The organism is Parabacteroides sp. CH2-D42-20, assembly GCF_003670185.1.
Lineage (GTDB): Bacteria > Bacteroidota > Bacteroidia > Bacteroidales > Tannerellaceae > Parabacteroides > Parabacteroides distasonis.
Genome location: NZ_RAYG01000008.1, coordinates 110,927 through 129,571, shown reverse-complemented (window position 1 = coordinate 129,571; position 18,645 = coordinate 110,927). Strand labels below are relative to the sequence as shown.

At 51.4% G+C, this 18,645-nt stretch carries 16 protein-coding genes; 12 read left to right on the top strand and 4 right to left on the bottom strand.

Features of this window, described 5'->3' with window-relative positions; translation table 11 throughout:
• Positions 1 to 9 precede the first annotated feature (9 nt).
• On the top strand, positions 10 to 1,788 hold the full coding sequence (locus D7V92_RS06800) for a RagB/SusD family nutrient uptake outer membrane protein (RefSeq protein ID WP_121772552.1): 1,779 nt from the start codon (positions 10 to 12) through the stop codon (positions 1,786 to 1,788).
• Between the two features lie 141 nt (positions 1,789 to 1,929).
• On the top strand, positions 1,930 to 2,301 hold the full coding sequence (locus tag D7V92_RS06795; protein WP_005855944.1) for a hypothetical protein: 372 nt from the start codon (positions 1,930 to 1,932) through the stop codon (positions 2,299 to 2,301).
• 453 nt (positions 2,302 to 2,754) lie between these two features.
• Here D7V92_RS06795 and D7V92_RS06785 read toward each other — a convergent pair whose 3' ends face one another.
• Together D7V92_RS06785 and D7V92_RS06780 are read right to left on the bottom strand one after the other, a co-directional pair.
• Positions 2,755 to 3,252, bottom strand: a complete 498-nt coding sequence (locus D7V92_RS06785) for a glucosaminidase domain-containing protein (RefSeq protein WP_005868062.1) — start codon at positions 3,250 to 3,252, stop codon at positions 2,755 to 2,757.
• Positions 3,253 to 3,293: 41 nt separating this feature from the next.
• Positions 3,294 to 3,752: a hypothetical protein gene (locus D7V92_RS06780; protein ID WP_005855948.1), complete on the bottom strand. Its 459-nt coding sequence runs from the start codon at positions 3,750 to 3,752 to the stop codon at positions 3,294 to 3,296.
• Between the two features lie 141 nt (positions 3,753 to 3,893).
• On the opposite strand from D7V92_RS06780, the gene D7V92_RS06775 reads away from it, so the two are divergent.
• Positions 3,894 to 4,115, top strand: a complete 222-nt coding sequence (locus D7V92_RS06775) for a DUF4248 domain-containing protein (RefSeq protein ID WP_005868065.1) — start codon at positions 3,894 to 3,896, stop codon at positions 4,113 to 4,115.
• A 301-nt stretch (positions 4,116 to 4,416) separates the two neighbouring features.
• Here the strand turns inward: D7V92_RS06775 and D7V92_RS06770 are convergent, their stop codons facing one another.
• Complete coding sequence (locus tag D7V92_RS06770; RefSeq protein WP_121772551.1) at positions 4,417 to 6,573, bottom strand: BT4734/BF3469 family protein; 2,157 nt, start codon at positions 6,571 to 6,573, stop codon at positions 4,417 to 4,419.
• A 119-nt stretch (positions 6,574 to 6,692) separates the two neighbouring features.
• Entirely contained in the window at positions 6,693 to 7,037 is a 345-nt protein-coding gene (locus tag D7V92_RS06765) for a hypothetical protein (protein ID WP_005855952.1), read from the bottom strand.
• A 165-nt stretch (positions 7,038 to 7,202) separates the two neighbouring features.
• Between D7V92_RS06765 and D7V92_RS06760 the strand changes: the two genes are divergently transcribed.
• The 9 genes from D7V92_RS06760 (at position 7,203) to D7V92_RS06725 (ending at position 18,643) form a co-directional block, all read left to right on the top strand.
• On the top strand, positions 7,203 to 8,933 hold the full coding sequence (locus D7V92_RS06760; RefSeq protein ID WP_121772550.1) for an ATP-binding protein: 1,731 nt from the start codon (positions 7,203 to 7,205) through the stop codon (positions 8,931 to 8,933).
• 38 nt (positions 8,934 to 8,971) lie between these two features.
• Positions 8,972 to 9,664 carry a hypothetical protein gene (locus D7V92_RS06755; protein ID WP_005855955.1) on the top strand — a complete coding sequence of 231 codons (693 nt, stop codon included), beginning with the start codon at positions 8,972 to 8,974 and terminating at the stop codon, positions 9,662 to 9,664.
• Positions 9,661 to 12,414: a TonB-dependent receptor gene (locus D7V92_RS06750; protein ID WP_121772549.1), complete on the top strand. Its 2,754-nt coding sequence runs from the start codon at positions 9,661 to 9,663 to the stop codon at positions 12,412 to 12,414. The genes D7V92_RS06755 and D7V92_RS06750 overlap by 4 nt, the downstream gene beginning before the upstream one ends.
• 12 nt (positions 12,415 to 12,426) lie before the next feature.
• Complete coding sequence (locus D7V92_RS06745; RefSeq protein ID WP_008780321.1) at positions 12,427 to 13,587, top strand: DUF4249 domain-containing protein; 1,161 nt, start codon at positions 12,427 to 12,429, stop codon at positions 13,585 to 13,587.
• Between the two features lie 10 nt (positions 13,588 to 13,597).
• On the top strand, positions 13,598 to 14,125 hold the full coding sequence (locus D7V92_RS22435) for an MG2 domain-containing protein (protein WP_233572808.1): 528 nt from the start codon (positions 13,598 to 13,600) through the stop codon (positions 14,123 to 14,125).
• A gap of 53 nt (positions 14,126 to 14,178) precedes the next feature.
• Positions 14,179 to 15,279 (top strand): hypothetical protein, encoded by a 1,101-nt coding sequence (locus tag D7V92_RS06740; protein WP_233572807.1) that lies wholly within the window; start codon positions 14,179 to 14,181, stop codon positions 15,277 to 15,279.
• Positions 15,280 to 15,334: 55 nt separating this feature from the next.
• The gene (locus D7V92_RS06735) at positions 15,335 to 15,544 is read left to right on the top strand and encodes a DUF6722 family protein (RefSeq protein ID WP_005855965.1); all 210 of its coding nucleotides are present in this window, start codon (positions 15,335 to 15,337) and stop codon (positions 15,542 to 15,544) included.
• 175 nt (positions 15,545 to 15,719) lie between these two features.
• Positions 15,720 to 16,742, top strand: a complete 1,023-nt coding sequence (locus D7V92_RS06730) for a low specificity L-threonine aldolase (protein WP_005868076.1) — start codon at positions 15,720 to 15,722, stop codon at positions 16,740 to 16,742.
• A 14-nt stretch (positions 16,743 to 16,756) separates the two neighbouring features.
• Positions 16,757 to 18,643 (top strand): endonuclease/exonuclease/phosphatase family protein, encoded by a 1,887-nt coding sequence (locus D7V92_RS06725; protein WP_121772548.1) that lies wholly within the window; start codon positions 16,757 to 16,759, stop codon positions 18,641 to 18,643.
• Positions 18,644 to 18,645: the final 2 nt, after the last annotated feature.

Sequence of the window (18,645 nt, the reverse complement as noted above, 5' to 3'; positions counted from 1 at the left end):
AATTTTATTATGAAACACAACAAATATATATTAGCGTTGGCTTTTGCCAGTATGCTGACTTTAGGGTCTTGTGGCGATGATTTCTTGGGAAAGGAGCCGCAAGGAGTTTTGACCCCGGAGGCTTTGGCGAATGCTCAAGGTGTGGAGTTGCTGGTTACTAGTGCTTATGCGGGTTTAGCCTCTCCTGTGGAAGGATACGATCCCTATCAAGCTTCTCCGTTTAACTGGGTATGGGGTGGTATTTATGGGGGTGATGCCAACAAGGGATCAGACCCTAACGACCAATCTACGGTGAATGAGATAGAATTGTATAATACATTGTCGACCAATGGCTATATCAAGCAAAAATGGGTTTGGGTGTATCAAATGAGCAAACGTGTTAACTTGGCTCTTCAGGTCTTGGAAAATGCGGAGGATATGAAGGAAGAAATTCGCCAAATGCGTAAAGGCGAGTTGAAATTCTTACGAGCCTTGGCTTATTTCGAGGGAATGCGTGTGTTTGGTGTTTATCTCCCCTATATTGATGAGACTAATCAAGAGAATGACCCAAAGGTGCATAATGACAAAGATATCTATAGCTTGGTCGTTGCCGACGTGGATGATGCTATAGCAAATTTATCGGATGATCCTAAGGTTGTTGGTGAGGTTGGTCGGGCGAATAAATCCGCAGCGAAGGCTTTGAAGGCTAAGATCTTGATGTGGCATGGTGATTTGGCGGAAGCGCAACCTATCTTAGCGGATGTGTTGACAAATGGTGTTACGTCTAAGGGTATGGCTTATGGACTGGAAGATGATCTGGACAATAACTTCAATGCTTTGACAGAAAATGGTAAGGAATCCGTTTTTGCGGTACAATACTCAAATGCGGCAGAGAATATGGGGGGTGCTCCCTTCTGTTTAGCTTATCCGCATAATACAGGCCCCGGTGGATGTTGTGGTTTCTACCAGCCTTCTTTTGAGTTGGTGAATTCGTTCCAAGTAGATGCGAATGGCCTTCCTTACTTGAACGGTGAATATCGTACGAAGAAAAGTGTATCTGTTCGTAACTCCGATAGTTCCCAAGATGCTGTGCTAGCCGTTAACGATAATAACATTGCGGTCGATCCTCGATTGGATTTTGCTGTAGGTCGTTTTGGTATTCCTTATAAGGATTGGGGATTCCCAGAGAATGGTTGGGTACGAGATGCTACGAATGGCGGTATCTTCATGCCGAAAAAGCATGTATATAGCAAGGCTGAGGATGCGGCTGGTATGAAAGCGTTATATGGTGGTTGGGCACCGGGTTCTGCTATGAACTTGCAATATTTAAGTGTTCGTGACTTAACTTTATTATATGCTGAATGCTTGGCTAACGTTGGGAATCTGAAAGGTGCGATGGAGCAGGTTAACAAGATTCGTCGTCGTGCGGCTTTGGATGTTAATATTGTTAAGTTAGATGATGGGACTCCAGCCGCTAATTATAAGATTGCCGAATATCCTTCTTCACATGCCGCATTCTCAAACAAAGATGTTTGTATCAAGGCGATTCGCATGGAGCGTAAGTTAGAGTTGGCTATGGAAGGTGAGCGCTGGTTCGATTTGTCCCGTTGGGGTGGTGATGTGATGGCTAGTGAGTTGAAAGCCTATGTGGACTATGAGAAACAGTATATCTCTAAGTTTGCGGGAGCTTCTTATCTGTCATCGAAAAAGACAATGTTGCCCGTTCCTGACGATGAGATCTTGACTTTGGGTACAGATCCGGAAACAGGTACTCCGTACTTGGTACAGCCGGAAGCTTGGAGAAACTAAAGGTTTATGGCGATAAGGAAGGCAGGGGACTTCCTTATCGTTTTTATTTTGAATGGTGCTTACAGATTCTTGCTCTTAAAGAGTTTGTCTTCTTATATTTTAGAATTCTTTTTTATTGAAACTCAATTAAATTTTAAAATTATGAAGAAGTTATTATGCTGTTTTATTATTTTGTGCCTTTCTGTGTGTTCTTTTTCTACAATTCAAGCTGTAGAAGTGGAAAACGATAATGTAGATATAATGGCAGTTGCTGCTGCTATGTATATTAAGGGGGAAACTTCTTTGAAGTTTAGTGGTGGTTACGCAGGGTCGTCTTACCAACTGTTCAATGCTCCTAGTGGTGCTGAATTTAGATGGAGTATTGTAGGTTCTGGGAATTGTTATTGTTATCCGAATGGTGATTATTGTTCGATTAACGTATATTCTCCGGGTTCTTATCGACTAGTTTGTGATGTATATGTTAATGGAGTTAGGGTAGATGGAGTGACAACTTATATAACGGTTATGCCATAGAAGAGTTTGTCTTGAATAATTGATGGTTATATGTTCTTTTATAACCACAAAAGGAATAGATGGTTTAATAAAAGTTAAAGGGTATGCATCACGGCATACCCTTTTTGCTTGAAGAAAATAGTATTCTTCAAATTCCCATTTCCTCTAATAACCCCAGTACTTCAAGAGGCACCCTGTGCACCCCGCTATGAGGAGGGTGTAGCCGGAGATACCCAGCCAGTCCGCCCCGGGGGCGGTGGGGAGGAGGGGGATCGTGGTGGCGGAAGAGCGTCAGCGAGGCGCCGATCGCCGCTAGCGTCACCTCCGTCTCCCGCATGAGGAGAGAGAGGAGGGCTAGCAGGAGAAGGAACAGCGCCGGTAGCGTCTGTCGTTTCGGGAACAGGGGGATGCTGCGGGAAGATGACCCGGAGGAGCGCCGTGAGGCAACGGAGGATGAGTTCAAGGTATTTCATTTTAGTTGACAGTTGATGATAGGGACGGCATCTGCCCGCCCTTTTGATTAACGATTGATAGTTGCGAGCTGATTTTTCGGCAAAGCTGGACGATCAGCTTACGATAGGCTTCCCGGTTGTCGCCGTTCACCTCGCTGATGTAGGGGCTGTAGGCGATCTCCTTGGCGAAGGCCGTAGGGTTGGCGCTCATGTCGGCCGCCCGGGGATAGGCCGAGCGAAGCAGGCGGCAGTAATCCATGAACGAGCACTTATCGTCCGGGTAGATCCGGAAACGTAGCGAGCGGGGCGACAGCTCCGTCCACCGGCCGGTCCACCATACGTTGGGCAGCCCGTAGGCCGTGATGCCGAAAAAGTTATGATACTCCCGGCAGAGCGTACTCTCGCCCCAACCCGTCTCGATGGCCGCCTGTGCCAAGATCACCACCGGATCGATCCGGAACGCCCGCCCGGCCTCCCCAGCCAGCGGAGCGTATTCACGTATAAAAACAGAAATCTCCATACCACTTAATTTTCAATTCTCAATTCTCAATTTTCAATTCCCTAAATCTCGTCCGGGCTCTCGGAATCGCCTCCGCCACCTCCCGGGGTCACCTCTCCGTTCGAGTACTCGGTGTACTCACGGAGCTTGGCCGTCAGCTTGAGCGAGGCGCTGGAGAGGTTGCCCGTGGCACGGGCACGAAGGCGTACGCCGATGATATTGCCTTGCGTGGAGAAATCCTCCGGCGTGACGGCCCCCTTCGAGCGGATGCCCACGCTGAAGATGCCGAGGTCGTCTATCTTCACGTTCTTGCCGTCCATCAGCAGCTCCTTGATACAATTCACCATGTCCTTCAGCATGCCGTGGATGGCGCCGGTGGAGAAGGGGGTGTTGTGGGTGGACATGTGCTCGGCCAAGGCGGCGATGTCTACCGTCTCTTCGCATACGGCACGGGCGTACCACTTGTTGAAGGTTGTCACGTTCTTCTCGTTCTTGTTTTGATACTTCTTGTAGCGGATCATAATGTGTTGTTTTTTAATGTTGATACAAAGATACGGCAGGGCATGGGGGCTTTGTCGCTTTGGGTGACTTAGGGTGATTTCGGGTGAATTATTTCTCCGGAAAATGATGGATATATGCCGGAGATTCACTATCTTTAGGATATGGAAACGACATTCAAGATACGAGCATACGGGCGGATGGAGCTGGCCGAGGTCTACCTGCCCGACCTGCATCCCCGCTCGGCCCACCGCAAGCTGCAACATTGGATAACGATCTATCCCGGCCTGCCCGGTCGCCTCCTCTCGCTGGGTTATCACGAGGGCGAGCGGGTCTATTCGCCCGCCATGGTGCGGGCCATCATCGAGTCGCTCGGCGAGCCGTGAGAGCCGGATGGTATCCGGGTGGAATAGGGGCGCTAAGTCAATGGAACGCAAGACGGATTCCATTGACTTAGCATCCGTATCTCATTGGTTTTCCGGTCATGTTTCTTAATCCCGACGAATATCGGTGCCGGGGTTAGGGCGCAAAAGGCGCATCTTTACGTGCCTATATAAAACTTTTCTTGTAAATATATTTTTTCATCACACTGCTATAGTGTGATATATATTTATCTTTTTGTAAAATGTTTTTCCAGACACTGTTTTTTGCGCCTTTTGCGCCCTGCTCATTTTATAAAGTCAGTTTTTATTCCGGCTTATCTTCTTGACCCTTAAAGATATCATTCTCCTTTTGGGCTCTATCCTCTTCCTCTTGCCTAGGGCGCAAAAAATTGGCTTTTACCTGTTCCGAGGTGATCTCGGCGACCTCAAACAGTAGTTTTCCTCTAGTTTTCGTGAGCTTAAAACCGTGTTTTTTCAGCACCTTGCTCAACGTAACTATATTGGAACGTGTCGGCGTGATACGTGTAAATACACTTAGTTTCGTCATAATATCGCTCGCCGTAAGATACTGTGGCGTGTCGAAACGCTCCGGTTTGCGGAAATAGGTGAAGAACAATTCCTCCTCGGGGCTTCGCTGGCGGAAGGTCTCGTTGTTCTCGTTGATCTTCCGGATGTCTTCGCCGGAGAACCAGTATTTCTCGCCCCGGCGGAAGAGGGCGAGAGCTTGGGCGTAGATGTCGGCGTGTCGCATGGGCGACTGGTAATCGATCCGTGTGGCCTCGAAGCAGAGGAAGCGGCGAGACTCGTTATCGTCCGGCAGCGATTGCAAGTCGTTCACCGTGGCGGCGAAGGAGGCGTGGCGTATCTGCGTCTCGGCATAGTGTCCGTATGGGCGGCGCAGGTAGATGACCCCGGTGGAGGTGAGCGCCTTGAGGCGGTTCAGATCGGCGTAGCTCTGGCCGGACATCTCGTCGATGACGATCAAGAGGCAGTCCACCATCATCTGCGGGAAACCCTTGCTATACGGATTGACATTGCCCGTGAAAAGATAGTCCCGCAACTCGGGCGGCACGAGGTTCCGCAGCCACGAGGTCTTGCCCAGCCCCTGCCCGCCGGCCAGCAGCAGGATGGTATGGTTTTCCACGCCTAGCTCCATGGAGCCGGCCACTTGCGCGATAAGCCAGCGCTTGAGGCAACCCCGCCAGAAGGCGGGCCGGGTGGTGTCCACGGTATCGGCCAGCTGCCCGATCCAGTCCGTCACCCCGTCCCACGGGGCCAGCCCCTCGAAATACGAGCGGAAAGGGTGGAACGTCTCGCTGAAGTCCGACATCAGTATGGCCCGGATGTCGTTATGCGAGCAGTAGTGGCCGTCCTTCAGGAGACTCCGCCAGAGCGAGTTCACCCAGTAGTCGGTCACCGGCTTGAAGACCGGCTTTTGACCGTTCCGCTTTTTCTTCGTGGCTACCTCCACGTACCCCCTCACGGCGTTCTTGCGGGTGAGGAAACGCTCGGATATATAATTCTCCACGGCGACCACGTCCAGCGGGCCCCCGCCCTTTTTCCGGGAGGTGGCGGCGCTCGTCTCGGCGGCGTGCTCCTCCACGTGGCTGTAGGCGCTCTCGATGGCGGCGAGGCGTTCCTCCGCCGGCAAGTCGGCGAAGGCGGTAGCGGCGTAAGCCTCCATCTCGGCCCGCTTCACGCCCAGCCGGTTCGCCCGTGCGGCCATGACGAAGATGAAGTTATTGCGGTTGCCCTCGGCGTAGGCGCCTTTCCGCTCGGCGGTCCGGCGTGCCTTCTCCAGTGGCGAGGCCACCTTCCTTTCCTTCGCCCCGGGAGCCGTCTCGCTAACCTCCTCCTTCCAAGTAAGGGGTAGCGGGGCGAGGCCCTCCGGTAGCTCGCCGGTACCCTCCAGCCAAGGGCGGTAGGCAGGCGAGAAGTATAGGGCGGGATCGTCCGATACGAAGCAAAGCCGCCCGATGTCGCTGCCCGAGGTATCCAGCTCCACGCCGAGCCGGGCGGCGTACCAACGGCTCATGGCCTCGTAGACCCTCCGGTGATTACCCGGCGTGGCGGTCTCGTCCGTGGCGGCGTAGGCGATGAGTTTCGCCCCGTCGCCGCTGGGACTGCGGAAATACGCCACGGTGTAGGGCGCTTCCGTGGCGAGCGGGGTGATACGCTCCAGCTCCCGTTCCCCTACGTGGTCGATGTCGAGTACCACCAATTGGTTATAGCGGGTGATGTGAGGGTCGAGGCGTTTCCCGGAGTAGGTGGCCTGTGGGGTGAAAGCGGGCAGTTTTTTCTTTAGTTTGGCGGCCAGTTCCTTATCGCCCGACGCCAGCGCCTCCCGCGTCTCGTCGATGAACTGCTTGTACGTTCCTCTTTGGATGTTTTCCAGTACGCCCGCTAGCGAGGCGTCTCCTTTGTATCGTCCGAAAAGGGCGAATAATGATGTGTTTATCATACTATGTTTTTAAGTGATAAAAAAAGAGCCAGTGTCTCTGGCTTGATGGCGCTAAGGTAGGGAGGCGCTTTGGGACGCCTCCCAAGTTTTAACTTTTGTTGTGAAAAACGGGAAGCTTGTTATTCATGCGCTTTCCCGTATTCCTCCTGCGCCGTCGAGAGGATGCTCCGGAAGCTCCTTGGCTCCGGGCAGCCGTTGGGGTGTATCTCGAACACCTCGTCCAGCGCCCGTATCATGGCTTCCCGGTTCGTCTGCCCGTTCACCCGGAAACGTTGGTCATCGAGGATGGGCAGCGTCAGCCGCACGAAGTCTTTCACGGAGCCCGTGTAGATGATCTTCTCCCGTTTAACCAGATCCTCCTCCGGCTGGTAGTCTTTAAACAACTTATGCGCCCCTTTCGCGTCTTTTTTCAAGTCCACCCATGCCTTTTGGGCATTTTCCAAACTATCCAGCAGCTTTCTCACGCTTGTTTCCGCTTCCCGGAAACTGATTTTTTTTCATATATGATTAATTGTTAAAGTTAAAAACGTCGCAAAGGTACATTATCCGCGTGATAATTCCTCGGAAGTTGTTGCTTTGCCGGATATATATGCCTATATTTGTAATTACTCATAAAAACAAAGATCGCTATGGCAATAAAGAAGATCCCTTATGGACTGACGGATTTTGAGAGGATTAGGAAAGAGCCGTATTATTATGTGGATAAGACTCATTATATCGAGTGGTTGGAGGAATCTGCCAATTTCTTCTTCTTGATCCGTCCGAGGCGTTTTGGAAAGTCTTTGTTTATCAACATGCTTAGATGGTATTACGATATCTATAGGCGGGATCGTTTCAAGGAAATCTTCGAGGGGCTGTATATCGGTTCGCATCCTACGGCGGAGCAAGGGAAATACCTTGTGCTCGATTTTAATTTCGCCGGCGTGAATCCGGACCCGGATCGATTGCTGGCCTCGTTCAATGATAATTGCTCGATGCGTTTCGATCTTTTCGCCGGGCTTTACGGACATATGTTCAATCCCGGTTTCGCCAGTGAATTGAAAAGGCTCAAGAACGCGGACGAGAAATTGAACTACCTGATCGGGCAGGCTACGTTACTGGATCTTCCGATCTACCTGTTCATCGATGAGTATGATAATTTCACGAACGCCATACTCGCCAATGTGGGGAATGAGCATTACCGTAAATTGACACATGGCACGGGGTTCTTCCGCTATTTCTTTAATAAGCTGAAAGAAGGTGCCACGGGAAACGGACCGATCAAGCGTATGTTCATCACGGGAGTCTCTCCGGTCACCATGGATGACGTGACAAGTGGATTCAATATCGGTGCCAATATGAGCACCGATCCCCGGTTTAACGGGATTATCGGGTTTAGCGAGCGGGAGGTACGTGATATGTTGTCTTATTATAAAGACGTGGATATGCTGGCCGGAGAGGTAGATGAGGTGATCGGCGTGATGAAGCCATGGTACGATAATTACTGTTTCTCGAGAGATTCGCTCCACGAGCCGATGTATAACTCGGATATGGTGCTGTATTTCCTGAATCATTATCTTCCGTTGAAAAAAGTTCCGGAGAACATGATCGATAACAACATCCGTACGGATTATAATAAGCTCCGTCATTTGATTCGCTTGGACAAGAAAATGGGCATGAACACCTCTATCATCCAAGACATCGTGACGAATGGCGAGACCATAGGTACCATCAAGACGGCTTTTCCCGCCGAGGATCTGGCAAAACCGGATAATTTTAAGAGCCTGCTCTATTATTTCGGGCTGCTTACCATACGGGGTACTAAATGGGGGAGTACCCTACTGGCGATCCCTAACTTGACGGTTCGTGAGCAGTTGTACTCCTATTTAGTGGAGGCTTACCGGAGCGCCGATTTATTTTCCCTCGAGATGGATCGGCTGGGGATGCTCGTGGCTAGCATGGCCTACGAGGGAAACTGGAAACCTGTCTTTGAGTACTTCGCCTCTGAATTGAAGCGACAAAGCTCTATCCGTGAGTTTATCGAGGGTGAGGCGCACGTAAAGGGCTTTTTGTTGGCTTACTTGGGCTTGACCCGTACTTATATAATTCATCCGGAGTATGAGGCGAATAAGGGATATGCGGACTTCTACATGATGCCCGATTTGTTGCATCAACCGGAAATCGTCTATAGTTATATCGTAGAGGTAAAATATGCCCGTCGTGACGCCTCCGCCCCGGAGATAGAATCGCTGAGGACTGAGGCTGCCGGGCAATTGAAACGTTATGCCGAAGATCCTAAAGTGAGAGAGACGAAGGGAAATACGAAACTTCGCCTGATAACACTGATATTTAAAGGCTGGGATTTGGTGGCTTGTGATTGAATGCCTATATTTGGCATGAAACTTTAAATCTGGATCTTATGAGAAAGCTTCTGGGGTTTTTATGCGTATGCGCGTTGGCTATCGTTACGGCTAGGGCACAAGATGCGGTGGATGACTATGTCTCTTCCGCCGCCGGCCAATCCGTGATCTACCATGGGAAGGAGCAATTAAAATATCCCACCTCGATAAGAAATCACCCCTATTTGAAGAGCGAGAAATACGTACCCGGGGATCTTAGCTTCGAAGGCATTCTCTACAAGGGCGTGAAAATGCGCTTAGACCTGTACAAGAATGAGTTATTACTGCTCTCTCCGGACAATCGCTATAATATCGTCTTGCCGAGCGATCGGGTAGACTACGCTGAGTTTCATGGGTACGATATCTTCTACAGGTATCCGGACGAGCGGTCGGGTAACCTGCCGGAAGGCTATTACCTACGGTTGCATGAAGGGAAGTGTACCGTGCTGGGGAAATGGTCTTGTATATTATCTAAGACGATAAAAGATATGCAGGTCGATGAATCCTTCGATCAGTCCGTAAAATATTATATCCGGAAGGAGGGTGTTTACTATACCGTGAGGAGCAAAGGCTCCGTGTTGAAGGTCCTCAAGTCCAAGAAAAAAGAGCTGGCCCGGTATATCAAGCGGCGAAAGCTGGATTTCAAGCACGCTCCCGAGGAAGCCATCGTAGCCGTGGTGAGACAGTATGAACAGTTAAACGAGATCCCATGAAAAAGAGCCTATATATCGTTATGATGATGTGCCTGCTGTCCGGCTGGACGGTGAGGGCGCAGCGGACGGTCGATCTGGATTTCCGGCAAGTAACCTTGAATGTCGTGTTCGACGCTATCGAGCGGCAGACCGGCCAGCCTGTCTATCGGCAACCCTTGGAGACGGACTCCATGGTCGTTAGCGTACACAGTGAGAAGGAAGAGCCCTTGGTGGCGTTGCGGCGTGCGTTGGAGGGGACTCCCTTCCAAGTATCCTCGTATGGCGGCGCCTTCTTTGTATTGAGAGATAACACCTTGATGACCTCCCTGCCCGAGAACTTCTTCCTGCGGGAGAAGCGGAGAGAGGGCGATGGCGACGAGGAAGGCTCCGGTATCTCCCTGATGGCGGGCCGGAAGCAGCAGAAGGCTACCTCCGAGAACAAGGTCTACGAGATCGGTGACGCCTCGGGCAAGGCGGCGGACCGGGTCACGGTGACCGGCAATATCAGCGATTTCAAGACCGGCGAGCCGATGGTGGGCGTGGCCGTATTCGTGAAGGACCCGATGATCGGGGCCACTACCGACGCTTACGGCTATTATACGCTGCGCCTCCCTCCCGGACGACACGAGCTGTACATCCAAGGCATGGGCATGAAGGACACCCGGCGGCAGATCATGCTTTATTCCGACGGCAAGCTGGATATAGAGCTGGAGGAACAGGTCTACACCTTGAAGGAGGTCACGATCTCCTCCGAGAAGATCGCCAACGTGCGGAATACGACGATGGGAGTGGAACGCCTGAAGGTGAAGGATATAAAGAATATCCCGATGGCGTTCGGGGAGGTGGATATCATGAAGGTAGTCATGTCGCTTCCCGGCGTGAAGGCGGTGGGCGAGGCCTCTAGCGGCTTTAACGTGAGGGGCGGGGCGACGGACCAGAACTTGATCCTCTTCAACGACGGCACGGTCTATAACCCGACCCACCTGTTCGGCTTCTTCTCCGTCTTCAACCCCGACGTGGTGAAGGACATGGAGCTGTACAAGAGCAGCATCCCCGCCAAGTATGGCGGACGTATCTCCTCCGTGCTCGACATCAACAGCCGGGAGGGTAACAAGAAGGAGTTCAAGGGATCGGCGAGCATCGGCTTGCTGACCAGCCGCCTTACCTTGGAGGGGCCTCTCTTCTCCGAGAAGACCTCCTTTATAGTGGGCGGACGTACCACTTACTCGGACTGGATCTTGAAGAAACTCCCCGAGAAGAGCGGCTATAAGGATGGCAACGCCGGGTTCTACGACCTGAACGCCACGATCAACCATAAATTCGACGAGCGGAACAACCTCTATCTGAATGGCTACTACAGCCACGACCGTTTCCGCTTTAACGCGGATGAGCGGTATGCCTACGAGAACGCCAACGCCTCGGTGAAATGGAGGCATATCTTCTCGGATCGTTTCACGGGGGTCCTCACCGCCGGCTACGACCATTATGGCTACAATACCCGTAATACGGATAACCCGGTGAACGCTTATTCCCTCGCTTTCCGTATCGACCAGATGTACGGGAAGATGGACTTCACGCATTACCTGAGCGATAAGCATACGCTGGATTTCGGCGCCAGCTCGTTGTTCTACGGCTTGGAGCCGGGGAAATACCTTCCCTATGGCGAGGAGTCGTTGGTGAAGGAGGACCGGATGGAGAAGGAGAAAGCGGTGGAGTCCGCTATCTATGTGGGCGATCGTTGGGATATCACCTCCCAACTCTCCTTGAACGTGGGAGTCCGTTATTCCATATTTAACGTATTGGGGCCCCGTACCTATAATCTCTATGCCGACGACCAGCTGCCTTCCTTGGCTACCGTGACGGGCACGGTGGATAAGACCGGGGCGTTCAAGACCTACCACGGGCCCGAGTTCCGCATATCCGCCCGCTACGCCTTTACCGAGGACTTCTCCGTGAAGGCCGGCTTTAATACGATGCGGCAGAATATCCATAAGCTATCCAACACGACCATCATGTCGCCCACGGATACGTGGAAGTTGAGCGACGCTAACATCAAGCCGCAGACGGGTATGCAAGTGGCCGCCGGGCTATACCGGAATTTCTTGAGCAATACGATCGAGGTCTCCTTGGAGGGATATTACAAGACGATGAAGGATTACCTAGATTACCGGAACGGCGCCGAGCTGCTGATGAACCACCACATCGAGACGGACGTGCTGAGGACCGAGGGGCGTGCCTATGGCGTGGAGCTGATGGTGAAGAAAACGCAAGGGAAGTTGAACGGCTGGGTAAGCTATACCTACTCTCGCACGCAACTGCGGCAGAACGACCCGATGATCGTCACTCCCGTGAACAAGGGGGATTGGTACGCCGCCGACTTCGATAAGCCGCACGACCTGAAGTTCGTGGGCAACTATAAGTTCACGCATCGTTTCAGCTTCTCGCTGAATTGCGACTATAGCACGGGACGGCCGATCACCTTGCCGGTCTCCAAATATCATTACGGGGGCGGGGAGTTTGTCTACTATTCGGACCGTAATCAATACCGTATCCCGGACTTTTTCCGGATGGACGCCTCGTTCAACATCGAGCCGAGCCACCACCTGACGTTGCTCACGCATAGCACGATCTCTTTCGGAGTCTATAACCTGACGGGGCGAAAGAACGCCTACTCGGTGTATTATATATCGGAGAACGGGAAATTAAAGGGATATAAGATGGCGATATTCGGGGTGCCTATCCCGTTTGTCTCTTATAATATTAAATTTTAGGGGGGAGTTGAGATGAGGAAAGAAGCGAAGATAAAAGATTCTATAAAAGGCTTTCATTGGTGGCTGGGGGCTTTGCTGTTGTTATTGTCCGCCTGTGTCACGGATTACGAGCCGAAGGGTTTGGAGCAGGTACGGGATTTGTTGGTCGTGGATGGTATCATCACGAATGGCGAGACTACGATAAAGCTCCGGAGAAGCGTGGGCCTGACCGACGATTTCACGGAGGATGAGTTCGTGAATAACGCCAAGGTGGTGGTGGAGCGTGAGGATGGAGCTGTTTTCACTTGCGCTAATTCTTCCGGGAAGGGAGAGTATAAGGTGGATATGGGAGAGCTGGACCCGGGTAGCCGGTACCGGCTACATATCTCGCTGGATGGGCTGGAGTATGAGTCGGACTATCTGGGACCGGAGATAACGCCTCCGATCGACTCTCTCTCCTTGCTGAAGAAGGGGCCGGGAGAGGAGGTCCGTCTCTGTGTGTCTACGCATAATGCCCCGGATCGATCCTCTTATTTCCGCTGGATGTATAAGGAGAATTGGGAGGTGAAGGCGGAGATCTTCATGGCTGCCGAGAAAATGGGTAATACGGTCGTAATATATGATTTACTTACATCGAATAATTGGTATTATTGCTGGGGGAAGGACAGCTCGAAGGTGATCTCCCTAGGCAGTTCCGATAGGCTGACGCAGAACGTGATCGCTAACAAAAGTATCGCCTCGTATCATCCCAGCGATCGCCGTTTCTCGATGTTGTATCATGCGGAGGTGGAACAATATGCGTTGCACCGGGAGGCTTACGACTACTATTTTAATTTGCAGAAGAACATAGAGGAGTCTGGTAGCTTGTTTGCCCCTATTCCTTCCGAGATGAAAGGGAATATCCGCTGCGTGACGGACCCGGAGGTTCCGGTGATCGGTTTCGTGGAAGTAGCGACAGTGACTCGCCTCAAGCGTTTCTTTCCGGAGATAGAGAAGGTATATGAGGCCGAGGTTACGGGCTGCGCAAGCACGATCGTACAGGGATCGGAATATGATAATAATCCGGATTACGGATATGTTTCCTATAATCCGATGAATGCGGCGAGTAATACGTATGCGCTGAAACGTTGTATGGATTGCGGCCGTTTTGGTTCGAAACAGAAGCCCTCTTGGTGGCCTACCAGTCATTTATAATTTAGTTGCTATGAAGAAGTCTATGATAAAACAATGTATCTTGTCGCTCCTCTGCCTCTTATGGGCGGGGCAAACGGTTCTCGCAGGGGAATTGCGAGAGCGGGTTTATCTGCAAACGGATAAGCAATTTTATCTGTCGGGCGAGCTTGTATGGATGAAATTCATTGCCACGGATTTGGACCAACGGTTGTCCGACGTGAGCAAGGTGGGATATGTGGAGCTTCTGGATAGCGCCTCGGCGGTCGTGCAAGCCCGACTCGTGCTGGAGAAGGGGGTAGGGAATGGCTGCCTGCAATTGCCTTCTACCTTGCCGACCGGAAACTACCGGCTGGTTGCCTATACCCGTTATATGCGGAACGAGGGGGAGGAGGTCTTCTTTGAGAAGCCGCTGACGGTGGTGAACACCTTCGTGACGAACGAGGCCCTGCTGACGGATACTTTATTGCCCACTTACTCTTTTACGAGACAAGGGGGCACGGTCTCCGTATCGCCGGACCGTATGACCTATGATACCCGTTCAGGGGGGAGATCCGGATAAACGGCCTGCCCCCGGATCTACAGACCCTATCGGTCTCTATCGCCGGGATTGACTTGTATAAACCTTCCGCCCGGAGCGGTATCGTTGATTGGAAACAAAGCATGCCTACTACGGGATCATCGCCTGCCGATCGTAAATTCTTGGCGGAATACGAGGGGCCGATCCTGACGGGGAAAGTGATCGATCTGTCTACGGGCGAACCTTCGTCTAAAGAGGCGGTGAGGCCTTTATTGGGCTTTTCCGGGGGGGAGATCCGCCTTTTCGGGGGGCAACTGGGCGCTGCCGGGGAGGTGACTTTCTTTACGAAACATATATCTGGGACGCACGAGATCGTGACGGTGGCTTTATCCCCTTCCTCCTCTCGCTACCGGGTGGACATCGAATCTCCTTACGCTACGCATCCGGAGAAGGAGCTTCCCGCCTTGAGATTGAATCCCGCTTGGCAAGATGAGTTGGTGAAGCGGAGCGTGGGGCTACAGGTGTTGCATGCTTACCGGTCTGATTCCTTGGTTCGGGAAAAAGCGGAGAAGCCTTGGTTCCAGTGGCAACCGGATTGGAGTTATCTTTTAGATGAGTACACCCGTTTCACGACGATGGAGGAGGTCGTGATCGAGTTTATCCCCGGCCTCCGCTTCCGTAAGATGGATGGGGTTCGCCGGTTGGCGGTCCTGACCGAGGAGCGGATCGGGTATACGATCGGTAACTCATTGGTTTTATTGGATGGTATCCCTATCACCGATCACGAGATCATTTTTAAGTACGATCCCCTAAAAATCCGGAAGATCGATGTGTATAAAGGTAAGTACGTATTCGGAGGGCAGATATTCGACGGTATAGCCTCCTTCTCCTCTTACGAGCATAATTACCCGGGTCTGGTAGTCGATAACTCCACCCAGTTCTTTGATTATGAGGGCACGCAAGCCCAGCGCATCTTCTATATGCCCGCTTACCGGACAGAGGCCGAGAAGCGATCCCCCGTTCCGGATTTCCGCCATACCTTACTTTGGCGACCCGATATCCGGACAGCCGGCGAGTCCTCTATATCCATCCCCTTTACCACCTCCGACCTGACCGGTGATTTCACCATCACCATCGAAGGCCTGACCCAAACCGGCGAGGCCCTCTACGCGACGGAACAATTTCAGGTAAAATAACGTGCGGTATGGATTATTCTATTTATCTTTGCCTTGACAAACAAAATATCTTACTATGAAAAAAGAAATCGGAAAATGGTTGATGGATATCGCTAAGTATGTAGTGACTGGCGGAATCATTAGCACATTCATCAGTAATTATCAACAGCAGAGTTGGATTATTTATATAAATGCGGCAATTGTTGCTATAATTACTTTTTGGGCGGGTACCCGCTATTTTAAGGAAGGAGAAAGGGCTGAAAACAGTAAAAAAAGGAGGAAATAGTTATGGGACCTTATTTATTCTTTTGTAGTATAGTGGTTATTCCTTGTGTCGTTTATCTGATATATTCATATACGCATACAAATAAGAATAACATAATGGATAGCGATAAATAGTTACTTGGATATCCTCATTCTCATCTTAAATCCGTACTTTTGGCGAAAAATCAGATTTAAAGATGAGAAGTTTCGCTAGTGACAACAATTCCGGCGTGCATCCCCGGGTAATGGATGCGATCATCAAGGCAAATGATAATCATGCGGTTGGATATGGTGATGATCCTTGGACAGAGGCCGCTACAAGTAAGATACAAGAAGTGTTCGGCAAGGATGCTTCTCCTTTTTTCGTGTTTAACGGGACGGGGGCGAACTCCGTGGCCCTGCAAGCCGTAACCCGTCCGTTTAATAGCATCCTGTGCGCCGAGACCGCCCATATCAACGTAGACGAATGTGGTGCTCCCGCACGGATGACCGGTTGCGCCATCGTCACGATTCCTACGACGGACGGTAAGCTGACACCGGAATTGATCCGTCCCCATCTGAAGAACTTCGGGGTTTGCCACCATTCGCAACCCAAGGCCGTTTATATCTCCCAAGTATCGGAATTAGGTACGATCTATACGATAGAGGAAGTGAAAGCGATCGCCGATCTCTTACATTCGTACGATATGTATCTGCATATGGACGGAGCACGCTTGGCGAACGCCTGCGCTTATCTGAATTGCACGATGCGCCAAGTGACTGTAGACGCAGGCGTGGATATCTTGAGCTTCGGAGGCACGAAAAACGGTATGATGATGGGAGAGGCCGTGGTCTCGTTCCGCCCGGAGATCACGGAGAACCTGCGATTTTACCGGAAGCAATCCGCCCAGCTAGCCTCGAAGCTACGTTATCTCTCCGCCCAGTTCATCCCTTATCTGGAAAATAACCTCTGGTTGGAGAACGCCATGAAAGCGAATATCAGCGCCGCCAAGCTAGCGGACGTGCTACGACAATACCCGGAGATTCATTTTACGCAGAAGATCGAGTCCAACCAGCTCTTCTTCACGATCCCTGCCGAGGCGTTGAGGAAGTTGCAAGATAAATATTTCTTCTATATGTGGAACGAGGAGATCAACGAGGCCCGTCTCGTTACCTCTTGGGATACTTCCGGCGAGGATATCGCTGAGTTCGAGCAGTCATTGAAAGAGATATTCGGTTAAGGTATAGATATAAAATGAATATAAACATTAGATCGAATCCTATGAGGAAATGGTTTATTTGGGCGATCGTTATGATCGGATGCTTGCCCATAAATAAGGCATTGGCACAGCAAAGCGGCGATGCCGAGCGGAATACGTTGCGTATCATGAGCTATAATATCCGCAACGGAAGGGGCATGGATGAGGTGACGGACCTCGGGCGTATAGCGGAGGCTATACGTAAGGTAGCCCCCGATGTAGTCGCCGTACAGGAGGTAGATAGCGTGACCGGAAGAAGCGGCGGGATCGACGTGCTCCGGACGTTGGGAGAACGCACCCTGATGTTCCCTACCTACGCCCCGGCCATCGACTTTGATGGCGGTAAATACGGAGTAGGTATGCTGAGCAAGGAGAAGCCGGTGAGCTACCGCTATATCGCCCTTCCCGGACGGGAGGAGGAACGGGTCTTGCTATGGGTCGAGTTTGAGAGATATATCTTCTGCTGCACGCACCTTTCCTTGACGCCGGAAGACCGGATGCTCTCCTTGCCGATCCTTCGGCGGGAAGCCGCTTCCGCGCATAAACCCCTGTTTATCGCCGGGGATTGGAACGCTACGGCGCATTCCCCCTTTATCACGGAAATCAGCAAGGATTTTCTACTGTTGAGCAATCCTAAACAGGCTACCTTCCCGGCTTCCACGCCGGATAGCTGTTTGGACTATATAGCGGGCTATGTAAAGAATGGACAGCCCTTTACCCGTTTGTCCGCATGGGTTCCCGAAGAGGCGGTGGCATCGGATCATCGCCCGGTCGTAACGGAGGTTCGCTTGAAGGCCAGGCCGGAAGAGATCTTTTATGCGGCGCCCTATCTGCAAAATCCTACGGAGGGCGGCATAACGGTGATGTGGCAGACCCGTGTCCCTACGTATAGTTGGGTAGAATACGGTACGGACACGCTGAATTTGAAGAAGGCCCGCACCATCGTGGACGGTCAAGTGATATGCAACGGCTTGCATAATAAGATTCGGCTGACGGACCTACGACCGGGGCAAACCTATTACTACCGGGTATGCTCGCAGGAAATCATGCTTTACCAAGCCTATAAGAAAGAGTTTGGCGAGACGGCGGTATCCCCGTTCTACACCTTCACGCTCCCTTCCGCATCCCAAAAGGATTTCACGGCCTTGATCTTTAACGACCTGCATAAGCATATCCCGACCCTAGACGCCTTATACGGGCAAGTGCGTGATATCCCTTATGATTTCGTGGTATTTAACGGGGATTGTATAGACGATCCCGCCAATGAGAAAGAAGCTTTGTATCATTTGGCTTATTTATGCGGGAAGGTGGGCGCCAGTCATGTACCCGCTTTCTTCCTAAGAGGCAACCACGAGATACGCAACGCTTACTCGATCGGCCTGCGTGCCTTGTTTGACTATGTGGGCGATAAGACATATGGGGCGTTCAGCTGGGGAGATACCCGTTTCGTCATGCTGGATTGCGGCGAGGATAAACCGGATAGCACATGGGTGTATTATGGCCTGAACGATTTCACCGGTCTCCGGAAAGATCAAGTGAATTTCCTCTCGAAAGAATTGAACGGCAAGGAGTTTAAGCAAGCCTCGAAGCGGGTTTTATTGAACCATATCCCTATCTACGGAAACGGGGATGCCTATGAGCCTTGTCCGGAGCTTTGGGGAAGCCTGTTGGCGAAAGCCCCTTTCAACGTGAATATATCCGCCCATACGCATCAATACGCCTTCCACCCGAAAGGCTCGTTGGGAAACAACTTCCCGGTGATCGTAGGCGGGGGGTATAAGCTCGATTCGGCTACGGTGATGGTATTGCGGAAGAAAGGAGACGAGATGAGTGTACGAGTGTTGAACGCAAAAGGGGAGACCTTATTAGACTTGAAACTATAAGA

Bases quoted from the DNA above. Each gene is read 5' to 3' on its own strand.
- D7V92_RS06795 (WP_005855944.1), top strand. From the start codon at position 1,930: ATGAAGAAGTTATTATGCTGTTTTATTATTTTGTGCCTTTCTGTGTGT.
- D7V92_RS06780 (WP_005855948.1), bottom strand. From the start codon at position 3,752: ATGATCCGCTACAAGAAGTATCAAAACAAGAACGAGAAGAACGTGACA.
- D7V92_RS06800 (WP_121772552.1), top strand. From the start codon at position 10: ATGAAACACAACAAATATATATTAGCGTTGGCTTTTGCCAGTATGCTG.
- D7V92_RS06760 (WP_121772550.1), top strand. From the start codon at position 7,203: ATGGCAATAAAGAAGATCCCTTATGGACTGACGGATTTTGAGAGGATT.
- D7V92_RS06735 (WP_005855965.1), top strand. From the start codon at position 15,335: ATGAAAAAAGAAATCGGAAAATGGTTGATGGATATCGCTAAGTATGTA.
- D7V92_RS22435 (WP_233572808.1), top strand. From the start codon at position 13,598: ATGAAGAAGTCTATGATAAAACAATGTATCTTGTCGCTCCTCTGCCTC.
- D7V92_RS06755 (WP_005855955.1), top strand. From the start codon at position 8,972: ATGAGAAAGCTTCTGGGGTTTTTATGCGTATGCGCGTTGGCTATCGTT.
- D7V92_RS06775 (WP_005868065.1), top strand. From the start codon at position 3,894: ATGGAAACGACATTCAAGATACGAGCATACGGGCGGATGGAGCTGGCC.
- D7V92_RS06730 (WP_005868076.1), top strand. From the start codon at position 15,720: ATGAGAAGTTTCGCTAGTGACAACAATTCCGGCGTGCATCCCCGGGTA.
- D7V92_RS06750 (WP_121772549.1), top strand. From the start codon at position 9,661: ATGAAAAAGAGCCTATATATCGTTATGATGATGTGCCTGCTGTCCGGC.
- D7V92_RS06770 (WP_121772551.1), bottom strand. From the start codon at position 6,573: ATGATAAACACATCATTATTCGCCCTTTTCGGACGATACAAAGGAGAC.
- D7V92_RS06725 (WP_121772548.1), top strand. From the start codon at position 16,757: ATGAATATAAACATTAGATCGAATCCTATGAGGAAATGGTTTATTTGG.
- D7V92_RS06785 (WP_005868062.1), bottom strand. From the start codon at position 3,252: ATGGAGATTTCTGTTTTTATACGTGAATACGCTCCGCTGGCTGGGGAG.
- D7V92_RS06745 (WP_008780321.1), top strand. From the start codon at position 12,427: ATGAGGAAAGAAGCGAAGATAAAAGATTCTATAAAAGGCTTTCATTGG.